14 protein-coding genes are annotated in these 13,967 nt (G+C 46.8%); 1 reads left to right on the top strand and 13 read right to left on the bottom strand.

Going from position 1 to position 13,967, the window contains the following annotated elements:
* The 13 genes from hcp to gspG form a co-directional block, all read right to left on the bottom strand.
* Nucleotides 1-1,603: hydroxylamine reductase (gene hcp / locus B3D59_RS11285; protein ID WP_286819841.1), on the bottom strand; the 1,603-nt coding region annotated here is incomplete at its 3' end.
* 334 nt (nucleotides 1,604-1,937) lie between these two features.
* Complete coding sequence (locus tag B3D59_RS11280) at nucleotides 1,938-2,855, bottom strand: CvfB family protein (RefSeq protein WP_286819840.1); 918 nt, start codon at nucleotides 2,853-2,855, stop codon at nucleotides 1,938-1,940.
* 116 nt (nucleotides 2,856-2,971) lie between these two features.
* A complete protein-coding gene (locus B3D59_RS11275) occupies nucleotides 2,972-3,100 on the bottom strand; it encodes a hypothetical protein (protein ID WP_286819839.1) in 129 nt (42 codons plus the stop codon).
* A complete protein-coding gene (locus tag B3D59_RS11270; protein ID WP_286819838.1) occupies nucleotides 3,091-4,230 on the bottom strand; it encodes a GTP pyrophosphokinase in 1,140 nt (379 codons plus the stop codon). The genes B3D59_RS11275 and B3D59_RS11270 overlap by 10 nt, the downstream gene beginning before the upstream one ends.
* A gap of 37 nt (nucleotides 4,231-4,267) precedes the next feature.
* Nucleotides 4,268-5,968, bottom strand: a complete 1,701-nt coding sequence (gene gspE / locus B3D59_RS11265) for a type II secretion system ATPase GspE (protein WP_286819837.1) — start codon at nucleotides 5,966-5,968, stop codon at nucleotides 4,268-4,270.
* 1 nt (nucleotide 5,969) lies between these two features.
* Complete coding sequence (gene gspD, locus B3D59_RS11260) at nucleotides 5,970-7,958, bottom strand: type II secretion system secretin GspD (protein WP_286819836.1); 1,989 nt, start codon at nucleotides 7,956-7,958, stop codon at nucleotides 5,970-5,972.
* Between the two features lie 66 nt (nucleotides 7,959-8,024).
* Nucleotides 8,025-8,585 (bottom strand): general secretion pathway protein GspM, encoded by a 561-nt coding sequence (locus B3D59_RS11255; RefSeq protein WP_286819835.1) that lies wholly within the window; start codon nucleotides 8,583-8,585, stop codon nucleotides 8,025-8,027.
* Nucleotides 8,582-10,042, bottom strand: coding sequence for a PilN domain-containing protein (locus B3D59_RS11250; RefSeq protein ID WP_286819833.1), 1,461 nt, complete (start codon nucleotides 10,040-10,042; stop codon nucleotides 8,582-8,584). Before B3D59_RS11250 ends, B3D59_RS11255 begins: the two co-directional genes overlap by 4 nt.
* Nucleotides 10,043-10,045: 3 nt before the next feature.
* The gene (locus tag B3D59_RS11245; protein ID WP_286819832.1) at nucleotides 10,046-11,158 is read right to left on the bottom strand and encodes a general secretion pathway protein GspK; all 1,113 of its coding nucleotides are present in this window, start codon (nucleotides 11,156-11,158) and stop codon (nucleotides 10,046-10,048) included.
* The gene (locus tag B3D59_RS11240) at nucleotides 11,151-11,873 is read right to left on the bottom strand and encodes a prepilin-type N-terminal cleavage/methylation domain-containing protein (RefSeq protein WP_286819830.1); all 723 of its coding nucleotides are present in this window, start codon (nucleotides 11,871-11,873) and stop codon (nucleotides 11,151-11,153) included. The genes B3D59_RS11245 and B3D59_RS11240 overlap by 8 nt, the downstream gene beginning before the upstream one ends.
* The gene (locus B3D59_RS11235) at nucleotides 11,839-12,273 is read right to left on the bottom strand and encodes a prepilin-type N-terminal cleavage/methylation domain-containing protein (RefSeq protein WP_286819829.1); all 435 of its coding nucleotides are present in this window, start codon (nucleotides 12,271-12,273) and stop codon (nucleotides 11,839-11,841) included. Before B3D59_RS11235 ends, B3D59_RS11240 begins: the two co-directional genes overlap by 35 nt.
* Entirely contained in the window at nucleotides 12,257-12,787 is a 531-nt protein-coding gene (locus B3D59_RS11230; protein WP_286819828.1) for a pilus assembly FimT family protein, read from the bottom strand. The genes B3D59_RS11235 and B3D59_RS11230 overlap by 17 nt, the downstream gene beginning before the upstream one ends.
* Nucleotides 12,753-13,247, bottom strand: a complete 495-nt coding sequence (gene gspG, locus B3D59_RS11225; protein WP_349676889.1) for a type II secretion system major pseudopilin GspG — start codon at nucleotides 13,245-13,247, stop codon at nucleotides 12,753-12,755. The genes B3D59_RS11230 and gspG overlap by 35 nt, the downstream gene beginning before the upstream one ends.
* A 325-nt stretch (nucleotides 13,248-13,572) precedes the next feature.
* Here gspG and B3D59_RS11220 point away from each other — a divergent pair.
* The coding region (locus B3D59_RS11220; RefSeq protein WP_286819826.1) for an AAA family ATPase at nucleotides 13,573-13,967 on the top strand (395 nt) is incomplete at its 3' end.

Here is a 13,967-nt window from a genome sequence, read left to right as displayed (position 1 = left end):
TAGGTCCCACGCTGCCGGCTTTTTTGTCACCGACAGTGTTGAAGGTTCTGGTTGAAAAAAAAGCCGGCAGCGTGGGACCTAAACGAATCCCCTTAACACCCAGGTGCAGCAATGCCAACAAAACAGCCACGGCTTTTTGTTCATACCAACCGATATCAAAGGAGAGCGGCAGGTCGTTAATGTGATCCAGCCCAAAAGCATCCCGCAGTTTCATGGCGATCACGGCCAGGGAGTAAGAGTCGTTGCACTGTCCTGCGTCCAGCACTCTTGGAATTGCGCCGATATTTCCCAAATCGAGTTTATTGTACCTGTATTTTGCACACCCGGCAGTGAGTATCACGGTATCTTTCGGTAACTTTTCAGCAACTTCGGTAAAATAATTTCTGTCTTTCTGGCGGCCATCGCATCCGGCCATGACGATGAAGCGCTTGATCGCTCCTGATTTAACGGCTTCCACAACCTTATCAGCCAAGGCCATAACCTGATTGTGTGCAAATCCGCCAACGATTGTACCTGTTTCTATCTCTGTGGGAGGCTGACAAGTTTTTGCAAGTTCAACAATCTTTGAAAAATCTTTGGCGCCGCCATCTGTTCTGTCTGGAATATGCGTTGTGCCCGGATAGGAAACAACACCGGTCGTGAAGAGCCTGTCCTGATATGTATTTTTCTTTTTAATGGGAATAATGCAGTTTGTTGTCATCAGGATGGGACCGTTAAAGGTTTCGAAATCTTCATTCTGGTGCCACCAGGATCCGCCGTAATTGCCTTTCAGATGATCGTATTTTTTGAATGCAGGATAATAATTGGCAGGCAGCATTTCCCCATGGGTATACACATCAACGCCCGTACCTTTTGTCTGCTCCAGCAATTCTTCCATGTCTTTCAGGTCGTGGCCGGAAATCAGAATGCCGGGGTTTGTACCCACACCGAGATTGACTTCTGTTATCTCCGGGTTGCCGTAGGCCTGGGTATTGGCCTGGTCCAACGCCGCCATTGCGGTCACGGCTGTTTCACCGGTTTTCATGACCATAGCAACCATTTCATCAACACTCAGCTCCTGGGTGGTAGAGGTTAATGCCTCATACAGAAAATTCCAGATCTCATCTTTCGTGACACCAAGGACAGCGGCATGATCAGCGTATGCACAGATCCCTTTCAGGCCGATGACCACAAGCTCCCTGAGAGATCTGACATCTTCATTTTCAGTTGCAAGAACGCCCACAGCTTCTGCCTTGGCTTCAAATTCTGACGTATCATCCGAAAACCAGGTCGCACAATCATGAAGATCTGACCCGACCTTATCTTTAACGCTGTCGAACAATTCCTTTTTAACAGCCTGGGCACGGATGATCCAGTTTGTAAGGTTTTCATCATTAAAATTGGTGTTTGTAATCGTCGTAAACAACCCTTCTGCGATAAATTTCCCATTGGCCGTCGGGACATCCAGACCTGCCGTTTTTGCTTTTTGCGCAAGGACAGCGATCCCTTTTAAATTATAAATCAATAGATCCTGAAGGTTTGCCGTGCTTCCCTTTTTCCCGCACATGCCATTAATGGTGCATCCCTGATTCTTAGCGGTTTCCTGACATTGAAAACAAAACATGTAAAGGCCTCCTTTTTATAAATTAACTGCTAACTGACGTCGTATTCGCAGGTACAATGTACGATTAAAAAAGCCCAAAAACCTTGACCTGGATCAAGTCACAAAGAAAAAATATAAAAATAAAATAACCGCCGACACAATAAAAGCTGGAATGGTGTATTGATTACTGTCTAACACATTACAATTCAAAAATAAATTCGTTTTCTGATGCAAATTGCCGAACTTGACCGGCAGACTTTGCACTTGGGCGAGATCCGTGGTGGCAATCATAAGTTACCCCAGGGGGTCTGAAAACTCATTCTCTGATCCGGGCCTTAACTCAAGTTGACGTCCTTCATTTTAACAGACCAATCCCGTTTTTTTTCAATTCAATCAATCTTTTTTTATACAGAGTGCCCACAGCCCTTTTGAATTCTTTCTTGCTCATGGAAAAGCACTTGTGGATTTCTTCAGGAGAACTTTTATCGTGGCAAGGGATAAATCCACCGGATTTATTTAGCCGGTATAAAATGACATCCGCTGATTTGGGCACCGATGAATACCCGGGTTTCTTCATGCTCAAATCAATTTTGCCATCCTCACGGATCCGCATGATATACCCTTTGCACGTATCCCCAATAAATAATTTTTGATAGGTCTCATTTAAGTACATCCTCCCATAGTATCGATTATCAACAACAGCTATTATCCCAATGGTAGTAATGGAATGAACAAGTAAGTCAACCTGCTGTCCGACTTTCAGATCCCTGGTGTTTTTATCACAATTGGCAGAAATTTGGGTCGTACCATAAACCCTGTGCGTTCTGTTATCCTGGCAGATTTTAACTAAATATTTTTTCCCGGGCTCCATCCTGTTTTGCTGTTCATTTTTGGGCACCAGAAGATCTTTTTCCAGGCCCCAATCCATAAAGGTTCCAAAAGGGGCAACATCTTTTGCGATTAAAAAAACAAAATCACCTATCACACCTGCGGGTGTTAAAGTGGTTGCCACCAGACGATCTTCTGAATCTGTGTACACAAACACATCAAGGCGATCGCCAATTGACAGGCGATTCGGGACATATTTATTGGGCAAAAGAACCCGGTCATCTCCCGTGCCTAAATACACGCCAAAATCTGATCTGGCTTGAACATTCAATCGATTATATCTTCCAATTTTGATACTGGTCTCGAGCTCCGGCTTACTCAAATTTTCTGTATGCTTTTTTGAATGGCTCCATACATTTTTAAAGTTTGTTTTTTTTCCTGACATTAAGGCTTCCTCTTTGTGAAGGTTATCCCAATATCATATCATACAAATCATTTTCTTGATACATGGCCGGCGTAAGGTCGATTCCGGCATGCAAGGGCACAATGTGGAGAATCATTTTAAACGTCAATTCCGGCCCAGAGTGGACAGGCGGAAGAAGAGGCAAGTACTGCGGCAGCGCCCGGGGCTGTATCGGCTTCTTGTGCAATTTCGATATCAACGGATTTACTAAAGGAGGTCATCGCCATGAACGATCTTTTCTCCATTTCAAAGTGGATCTCAAGCCTTCCTTTGCGACCATTGAGCCTTCAATCTCATCAAAAAGTGCGAAATTTACAGCATTTATTATATCAATATTTATCGTCTTAGTGTCCTTAAAGGGATCTCGGTTCAGCACTTCTTGAAAAATCGTTTGAAAATCATTCAGCCTGCTTTTTTTGAACATTGTCTGAAAAAACCGCTTAGAGCGCTGGGTGTAGCCTAATTTATTGAGCCGCCTCATGATATACGCAAGCGTTCGGTCTGTCACTTTAAACCCAAAGGTCTCTTCCAGCACCGTTTTAAGCGCTGGAGGAACCGTTAGTTGATCAGCAAATCCATTCGTTTTCTCATCCACCCCATGTTCAGAGGAAATCGAAAGCCTATTCTTTCCATTAGAGGTTAGCCGCACTGACGCCCGGTACGCATCTACATCCCGACACAATTGCTCCGCCTGCATCGCGGCAGCCTGAAGATAAGCACTTAGATTATAGAAACCTGAATGTATATGTTCCGGAAGTGATTCCCCGATTCGGCTGTATCTATACCTGTATTTGTGGTCAATTTCCCCCCACGCCTCCTCAAGAATGGTCCGCAATTGAAATTCAATTTGAATTTTTTTAAACGCGTCGCCTGCATCTGAATTATCACCCAGCCTGATCTGGTAATGAATTGAAGAATATCCGCTATATTGAAAACTGATATCCTGTGGTGCTGCTTTGCCCGGGTCTATGGGTAAAACAAAAGATCTTTTATAATCGGGTCCTTGTATGAATTGCAATATTTTCTCTTCAACCAGAAACTTAAGATATGCTTCGACTTTTACAATATCAGAAAGGCGCAGGCAAATAATCCTGATACCGATTAAATCCGCAATCCTTTCATCAAAATTTTTGTGTGTGACAAGATCTTTATCAGATTCAGAACCGGCATTTTTCTGCTCGATTTTTTCAATAAGCCTTGATTCACCTTTGATACGATACAGTATCGTATGGATACTTTCCTTTGGTGCTGAAGGATCATCGCTGATAAGCCGGACAATATACTCAGCAAGTTTTTTGTAGATCTCTTTTTTCTTGAAAAAAGAGATCAGTAATTTGTCTCGTTGCTGTTTTTTCAATGGGTTAATCCTTATTGAAAGGAGGATAGGATAAGACCTATTCCTGGGTGACGCGCAATACCTCCCGAAGCGAAGTGATGCCCTTTGCCACCTTGGTCAACCCGTCGCTTCGCAGGGTTTTCATCCCTTTTCTCACCGCAGCAACCTTGATCTGGTTGGCATCCGAGGTTTCCAGGATAAGTGACTTCAATTCCTCATCCAGGGGCATAATCTCCATAATGGCCTGGCGTCCCAAATACCCTGTGTTAAAACATTTTGGGCAGCCTTTGGGCCTGAACACCTTCTGTCCCGGGACAAGGCCGTTGATGCTGTCAAAACTGCTCAGATCCCCATGGGACAGGACAAATTCCTCCCGGCAATGGGAACAGAGTACCCGGACAAGGCGCTGGGCAATCACATGATTCACCGAAGAGGTGATCAGGTAAGGCTCCACACCCAGATCCACCAGGCGGGTCACCGCGCCGGGGGCATCATTGGTGTGAAGTGTGGAAAACACAAGGTGCCCGGTCAAAGCCGACTGAATCGCAATTTCAGCGGTTTCAATGTCGCGGATCTCACCAATGAGAATGACATCCGGGTCCTGGCGAACAATGGATCTAAGTCCCCGGGCAAATGTCAGGCCTGTTTTCTGGTTGACCTGAATCTGCCCCACACCTTTCAAGTTGTATTCCACCGGGTCCTCAACCGTGATAATAGACCGATCCGGGGTGTTGATTTCAGACAGCCCCGCATAAAGGGTGGTGGTCTTTCCGCTGCCTGTGGGACCGGTAACCAGAACAATGCCGTGGTTCTGCCGAAAAATATCATGCAGGTGCCGTTCATTTTCACTCGACAGGCCGAATTCTGAAATCTGCATGAAATATCCGGACTTGTTTAACAGGCGGATAACCAGGCGCTCGCCGAAATTGGTGGGGACCGTTGAAATACGCATGTCAATTTCCTGGTTTCCCATCCGGACCTGGGCCCGGCCGTCTTGGGGAATCCGCTTTTCGGCAATATTCATCTTGGCCATGACCTTAATCCTGGAAATGAGGCTGGACTGAAACATCTTGGGCGGGGTCATCATGGGGTAGAGTATTCCGTCAATGCGGTACCGGACAATGAGTTCATCCTGAAACGGTTCGATGTGAATATCGCTGGCACCCGCCTTGACCGACTGGGAGATCATCTGGTTGACCAGGCGGATGACCGGGGCGTCGCTGGTATCGTCCAAAAGATCTGCGGTATGCTCAATGTCTTCGATATGGAGGAATTCATCATCTTCCATGTCGTCCATAAGTTTCTGGACATTGTGCCCGTCCTGATCGAAGATCATATTGATGGCACTTAAAATCTGGGCTTTTGTGGCCAAGGCCAGGGCATAGTCCGCAAAGCCTGCATGCATGGCCACGTCATCCACATAACTCAACTCCGAAGGATCGTTCAGCGCGATAACCGGGGGTTTGTTTTCAGGCTTAAGCGGGACAATAAGATTTTTTTTCAAAAACTTGCGGGTAATCTTCTCGGACACGGAGAGATCCGGATTAAAAAACGCGAGATCTTCCAGAAATTCAATGCCGTAGATCGCCCCTACCGCCTTCAGGGACTGGGATTCGGACACAAGCTTGGTGTCACATGCCATTTCCCACATCCGGGCCGGATCCTTGGCACAGGCCGCCTTGATTTTTTCCCTTTGTTCACGGTTCAGGGTGACAAACGTTGCCAGCCTGTCAACAAACTGCTGGATTAATTTTTCCATATCAATTCAAAAGAATGCTTTTTATGGGAGCATCTTCATCATACAATTTGATTTCCTGCTTATGAAGTTCGTCCATCTTATCCTTTTTTTCCAGATAGACCTCTTTTGCCTCCAGGGTATTTTTAACCACCCTGGGAGTCAGGAAAATAAATAGATTGGTTCTGTCACTGCCCGAAGAGAGGCTTTTAAAGGCATTACCCAGAACAGGTATATCACCGAGACACGGCACCTTGCCGACTTCCTTGCTCAGGCTCTCGTCAATCAATCCGCCAATCACCACGGTATTGCCGTCTTCCACAATAATGGTGGTTTCAAGTTCCCGTTTTAAGGTGGTTGGCCGATCCGCATTGGTGGTGTTCGCGGTGTCCAGTTTGGTAATCGTCTGATAGAAATCAAGCCTTACCAGCCGTCCCTGGCTGATGGACGGGGTGATTTTGAGGGTAATGCCCACGTCCTTGTATTCGTATGCATTGTAAGCGGTGGAGTCGGTAGAGGAGTCATTGTAGACACCCCCCCGGGTCTGGTAGGCCACGTTTTTACCAATGGTAATCGTGGCTTCCTTGTTTTCCGTGGTCAAAAGCTGGGGTGTGGACAAAATCTTCACATCTGAATCTTCCTTGTATGCCCGGAGAATGGCCTGAAATGACGGAAAAGTTACCCCGCCGATTTCAAGGGTTTTACCGATGACACCCATGGAAAAACCCCTGGGCAGTACCCCTTTCGCCGCAGAATCCAGACCTCCGGAGTCAGAAGCAGTGGTGCCGAATCCGCCAAACGCGACATTGGAGTCGCCGTGAACTGTTTCGGCCGCCTGCCATTCCATACCGAAATCAAGGGATCGTTCCGCATTCATCTCCATGAGCATACACTCAATGTAAACCATGGATCTTGGCACATCCAGTTTTTTAATCACCTCTTCCAATACCGGATAATCATCTTTATCCGCAATAATAACCAGGGAATTGGTGGCCTTGTCCGCCGTGATTTTAATGTCATCGGACAAAAGGGGGGCTTGTTTCTGGCCATCCTTTTTTGAGTTACTGCCGCTCTTTTCGGGAATTTCCTGGAGCACGGCAGCTAACTCCTCGGCAGTGGCATGCTCAAGATAATAGACCCGGATCTTTTCTTCCCCTTTGGGAACCTTTTTATCTAAAGCATTCACAAGTGCCGTGATCTGTGCGCTTTCCTGTTCACTGGCCAAAAGGATAATGGAATTGGTCCGTTCATCGGCCACCATCTCCACAGAAAAATCATTGCTGTTTTTTCTCCTTCCTGCAATTTTTTTTGTTTGTGCTGAATAAATTTTGGTCAGATTGGTGACCATTTTCTCCGCATCTGCATATTTGATGGGCAAAATGGTAATTTTGCGGCCCACGCCTTCCACATCAATGGTGTTGATCAGCTTGAGCAGCCGGTCAATGCTGGATAGGGTTGCCGTGACAATAAGCATATTTGAATCGGGATGGGACAAAAGGAGACCGCCCTTGGCAAGCATGGGGGATAAAAGGGCTTTAAGCTCATCGGCACTTGCATAAGTCAGGGGGATAATCCGGGTGACCAGTTTATCTGATGTCTGTTCCGCATACCTTGCCATACGGGTGTCCACATTGTCTCCCCTGGCATCTACAGCAGGAATGATCTTGACAACGCTTCCGGTTTCAACCGTGGCAAACCCGTAAATATCCAAAACCGATTCAAAAACCTTGTATGCGTCATCCACGGATATTTTTTCAGGAGAGATAATGGTCACCTTTCCCTTGACCTTGGTGTCCACCACAAAATTTTTCTGGGTCAGTGTGCTGATGAATTTAATGAAGACACCGATGTCAACATCATTGAAATCCATGGACACATATTCTGAAGCGTCCCGATTCTGTGCCGCCTGCACCGGGCAAAGCCCGGCCAGGGCCAGCACCACAAGGACTAACAACACCACAAGGACTAAGCAGAGGTATTTCAGCGTAAAAGCGTTGCTACGATCCTGCAACATATTTATTCTCCTTCGGTTGTTCATCGGCACATGCTTCATCCTTGCCTGTAAAGCATGCAACAGGTCTTAAGATCTATCTTCATTTTCTTTTTCGGCTTTTAACGCCAGGATCTGGGTTTCAATTACTGCATCCAGAAACTGCCCCTTGTCACCGGACTTTGTCAGGGATAGTGACATGACGGATACACCATGGGGAGAAGTTTCAATTCTGACAAGGAAATCCACCAGGCCTTTTAAATAGATCTGCTGTAACTTGACCGTTACCCGGGAGAGTCTGTAATCACTGTTTTCCATATCCTGGGAAAACGGTTTCATATAGGCAACATTTTTTTTCACAAGACTCTTGGAGGACAGGGCGTCCAGAAAGGAAAAAAGCGTAAACTTGGACCCTCTTTTTTCAAGGGCCTCTTTTTCCAGATCAAAACTTTTTGCGTATTGCCGACGCGTCATTTCAAGGATCTGCATCCGCTCAATATCCGCGGCTTTTGAGATCACCTTTTTTTCAAGCGTTGCCCGCTTGTCCACGGCCGGAAGGTAAACAAACCAGACAAGACTGAACAGAACAAGGAACACAGTACCTGCGGCTATAAATTTTTTATCCCGTTTTGACAATTCAAGCATCATCATATTTCAATAATGAATTTAAAGTCCACACGGTTGCCGCCCTTTCCTGCCACTGCACTGCCGATATTCACCTTTTTGAAAAACGGCGACTTTTCAATGAAACCCTTTACCTGATCAATGGTATTATAATTATCTGCAGATCCTGACAGAAGCATCCGTTCCTTATCCAGCGTGAGGCGGTCCACCTGGACATCCACGGCTGCCGGGATACAAAGGGAGAGTTCAAGCAGGATATTTCCGGCCTGCACACGGTCTATCTCTTCAGAGCCAGCATTTGCAGCCCCCCCCCGGGTGAGCTCCCCTACACCGGCCTGCATGAGCAGCAAAGGATCAATGTTGCCTGTTTTTTTATCCGGAAACGCCTTTTTATAAATGGCGGTCATGGCCTGATTTTGCTGATCAATTTGTTTTTCAAGCCGTGATATGTCCATGTGGATATTAACCATGAACAGAATAAACGCAAGCAGGGCAAGGGTACAGCAGCTTATGATATATCCCGGGTATGCCCGGATAAATGAATCTGAACCGTACTTTCCTCGGCACATGTTCAGCATCGCAAGGTCCGGGGTGATTGATGCAAGATTCTGGGACAGATCCACAAAGGCCAATCCGTTCATTGGTCCCGGCAGTTGCGGTTCGCCGGCATCCTGACCGGTACAGTCGGACTGAAATTTAAAAATATCGGCAAGGGCGTTACGCATCCTCTTCCGGGCAGATTCATCAAAATCGCCGGAAATATAAATATAAAAGGTATCCGTTACACCAAAACGCTGCCAGAACCCTAACAACATCTGCCTAATTGCCTGGGCCGGCAATTGAAAAGATGGGTCCACGGAAAGGGTCCGAACTTGCACCACATTTGCCTGGGCCACCAGGGTTAAAACCATCTCACACCCGTCCGTGTCCAAAAAAACAAAATTTTTATTTTCTTTGTTCTCTCTAAGAAAAGAGGCGACCATGGCCAGGCACCCGGGCGCAATGGCAACGGGTTTAAGACCGGCTGCCATAAGGCTTGTATGGTAAGACTTAAGTATATCTTCCTCGATGGACCCGGAAAATACCAAAGGGTTCGACTGTTGTGTTTCCAGTTCATAGCAGAAAAAGTCAGTCACCACAGGGCCCAGTTCCTTTGGAAACCGGGTATTAAGCTCCAGGGGCAGAACCTGCCTGATTTTTGAGCGGGATGTAAAGGGCAAGCTGATATTTCGAAAATAAAACCGGCCGGCCGGCAAAAGAAGCATGGCCTGGAGCGTGTTATCCTTTTTAACGGCCGGGTCAACGGCCTGGACAACAGATGCCAATCCCGCATCAAACAAGGTCTGATCTTCTTCAACCGGTTCCAGATCTTCATAGGCCACACGGGCCAATGCCTGAACAATCTGGGATTTCCCACGCCCCTCCACCAGCCAGGCATCAATCCCTGTGCAATTTTCACGGATGATCAAAAGGGGGGCTGCCATGGTCTATCCTCTTTCCATTTGAAGAATCCGGCAGGACCATTTGCCTGTCATATCCTGTTTTTCCCGTTTAATTACAGCGCGCAAGGTCACTTGATAACCATTTTTTTTAGCGGTACAGTCAGCCCTGAAAACACTGCTCGAATAGGTAATCACCTTTTCAAACGCCTTCTTTTCATCATCACTTAGGGCAATGACATCCTCAAACCACCCGGATTCAAGGGTATGGATATATTCGCGGCCTAAGCTTGCCTTCTCGGACCGATAGTCGGCAAGGTCCTGAGCATTTAAGTCCCGGCCTTCGGGCAAAAGTGCTGCGAGTACCGCCACAGGTGCGGTATTGATATTAACCGTGCCTGAAAATGAAAAACGGTTCTCTTGGGAATTCTGGACATCTGAAAGGCCGTATACTGTAAACATATCCTTTATATCTGCCTGAATAGATTCATCCATCCCCTGACTGATATATGACGGGGATAAAATTGCGTCAACAACCCCTTTGACAAGGAATAATTCACTGATATGCCTTAAGGGACCATTGGCACAGGTATAAGGCACATCCAGGGATTCATAATAATTTAACTCGGCACCTGTCAACCCTGTTATGGTATCATCGTCCATTGAATCAAGCCAGTCCTTAAGCGCATTGACAATTTCAACGGCGCTGCCGGCACCATCGGACTTGTCTTCCGGCGCTGCCAGGGTTAAAAAACGTTCCAGTACCACCAGCTGAGCATCATTGAAGTCATTGCCGGGAAACTGTTTAAGCAGTGCGTTTAACTGCAATTTTCCCATCTCGTCGGAAATTTTCAGGGATACGTTTTCCGGGTTTAATCCCATGGCCGCCACAGCCAGGGAGATCTGTTCCGGATCCGCCCATGGTTCCTGGATGGAATCAATCTCGTTGTCAGCCCCGTCCATCGCCAGAATCATCATGGCCAGGTGGATGCCGGACATGGCCATTTCCCGGGCCGCAAACATATCGTTCTCGGCGATGGTCCCCGAAGCAGCCTGCTTTGCAAGGCGTCCGGCCTCCAACGCCACTACGCAAAGAATGGCAACCACAGCAATGGTGGCAATCAGGGCCATGCCCTTTTGATTGCGGTAAATACTATTCACCTGCCGGCCCCTGTACCGGTAAAACCACGGCAGTTTCATATACTTTTTCTTTATTTTCACTTTTCAGTGTCAACCCGATGTTCAATACGCACGGCAGGGACACCCCGTCACTCTCCTTATTCTTATTCTTATCCGCATCCCAGCCCCGATATTCATTACGCTTTGCATCAATGAAGTCAATGGTAAATCCGGTAATATTGTCGGCAAGGACCGGGTCTAAACACGGGTCGGTCTCCCTGTCACTGCCGATGGGACGCTCAGCCCGGCAAAGATCAAACAATTCCTGGCTGTTTTTTCGAACGTAATAAGTGACACGAACGACACCGGACGGCCTGCTGCGGCCCGTCTGAACGCCTGAAAGGCAGTTAAATCCAAGGGTGGAAAAGGTCTCTCCACCTACGCTGGTCTCACTGCCGGTCATCTGGAAAATATCCACGTCCTGATCATCGACACGGTTCAAAACATCTATTATCCCGGATTCCGGCACGTACATGTCGGTCAGATCATCCAGAATTCTTCTGAATGCATCCCTGGCCCGTTCATTATAATCAACACCGTGTGCAATGGATTGCCCTGTGGATATAAATGCATTAAAAGATGAAAAAAGCATGACCATAACAAATGAAAAAATAACAAGGGCCACCATCAGTTCCATCAAGGTGAATCCGCACTCTGTTGGGTTAACTTGCAGAGGCATACCTGAATGTTTCAACATGATAAGATCGGCCCCCCTGCTCCCGTGTTATTGTCAAATCAATTTTTTTTAATGTGCCGACCTTGTCGGTCAAATCCGGCATGATATCTGAAAAATTGGCGTTTACATCCGTCAGCTCACAATGCCAGGCATATCCTTTAAACGCCTGGTCAAACTCGCCTTTCAGCTCCGGGTCATTGATGGAAAGCTCAATTTGGGCAAGGGCCTTGGCGGCAAGATACCGGGCTGTTGTCTGGAAATCATCGGCCCCGGCCAGATTGATGGTGCCGGACTGCATCCTGAACAATGCCACCATAACCGTTGCAATAATGGTCATGGCAACAATCACCTCAATCAGGGTAAAACCGGTCTGCCCCTGACAGCCGCCATCATCCCATAATCGATTATATGCAGTCGTCATAGGAGACATATCGGTCGATCAGATGAACTCTCTTTTGGAACATGCATACCTGAATGGTCATCTCCCGACTCTCTTCCCGGACATGAATCAGAACCCGGTCTGAATACCCTTTGCTGAAAAAACAGATGCTTTTGTCATCACCGGCCCTGGTGCCGTCATCCGGGAATTCCAGATTAAGCAATTGCAGATCACCGTTCAGGGATATGCCATTATTCAGGGCAACCTGCCGGGCATCCGCATCCATTGTGTCATCGGTCACATACATTTTTCCGGAACCGGAATCCATATAAAGGGTCAAATTTTTATTTTCCACCATGGCCTTAAGCTTTAAATTCTCCAGGAAAAAAATCAACCCGGATACGCGATCAGAGGCGTTTGACGTCAAATGAATCTGCCGGAACAATGGGATTGAAAACAGCAGAACAATAGAGAAGATGCCCACCACCACCATCAGTTCAATAAAGGTAAATCCAGATGGATTATTCCTGCTCTTCCCAGTTGGTGATGTCCGCATTGATCCCCTCCCCTCCTGATTCTGAATCCGCACCATATGAAATCAGGTCAAACGTGCCGTGGACACCGGGACACATATAAACATACTCGGTTCCCCAAGGATCTTTGGGAACTCTTTTCTTTTCAAAATATCCGTTTTCATTCCAGCTTCGGGGGACGGGATCAGTGGTCGGCTTTTCTATCAGGGCTAAAAGGCCCTGTTCCGTTGTGGGATAAAACCCATTGTCCAGTTTGTACATTTTAAGGCTGGTTTCAATGGCAGCAATGTCCACTTGGGCTTTTACGATTTTTGCCTTGTCCGCCTTATCCATATACCTTGGCACAATGGCGCCGGCCAGAATCCCCAGGATGATGACAACCACCATCAGTTCAATAAAGGAAAAACCTGCCTGGTTTCCAATCTGCCTGCCGTACTGCCTGAAAAATTTTATGCACATCTCTTTTATGTTTATGATTTTCATTTATGAATGCCTCTTATATGAGAATTACAATAACTTGTTGAACTACTATCATTATTTGTTGTCGGTTGAGCCCGGTGTCAACAGAGTATCTGGACCATGGCTCTTAGCCGTTGCCTTTTAGCCGGGTATGTACGAATTTTTAAATGGCCAATTTGAGTGGATTATTAAAAAAATAAGAAAAAATGACAAGAAAAAACATTCTGATATTTTTTTGTGTTAAAACAAAATCCCCTCCCGACATTGACCCCTAACACCCCCTCTGGTATAAAGCCTTGTACTTTTTAAATTAAAAAGAAACATAAAAATCATTTAGATACTAAACACTATGTCTTACCAGGTTCTGGCATTAAAATACCGGCCCCAGACATTTTCAGAAGTTGTTGGACAGGATCATGTCACCACCACCCTGACCAACGCCATTTCCGGAAACAGGGTGCCCCATGCCCTTTTGCTCGCAGGCCCCAGGGGTACCGGCAAAACCACCATTGCCCGCATCATGGCCAAGGCCATGACCTGTCAGACCGGGCCGACCCCCTCGCCCTGCAATGAGTGCAGAATTTGCAAAGACATTATCAACGGTCATTGTGCCGATGTGTTTGAAATTGACGGCGCCTCCAACAACAGCGTGGATCAGATCCGTGAACTGAGGGACAATGTGGCCTACATGCCCTCAGCAGCCAGGTACAAAATCTATATCATTGATGAAGTCCACATGCTTTC

The organism is Desulfobacter sp. UBA2225, assembly GCF_002348205.1.
Lineage (GTDB): Bacteria > Desulfobacterota > Desulfobacteria > Desulfobacterales > Desulfobacteraceae > Desulfobacter > Desulfobacter postgatei.
This window is presented reverse-complemented; position numbering and strand designations above follow the sequence as displayed.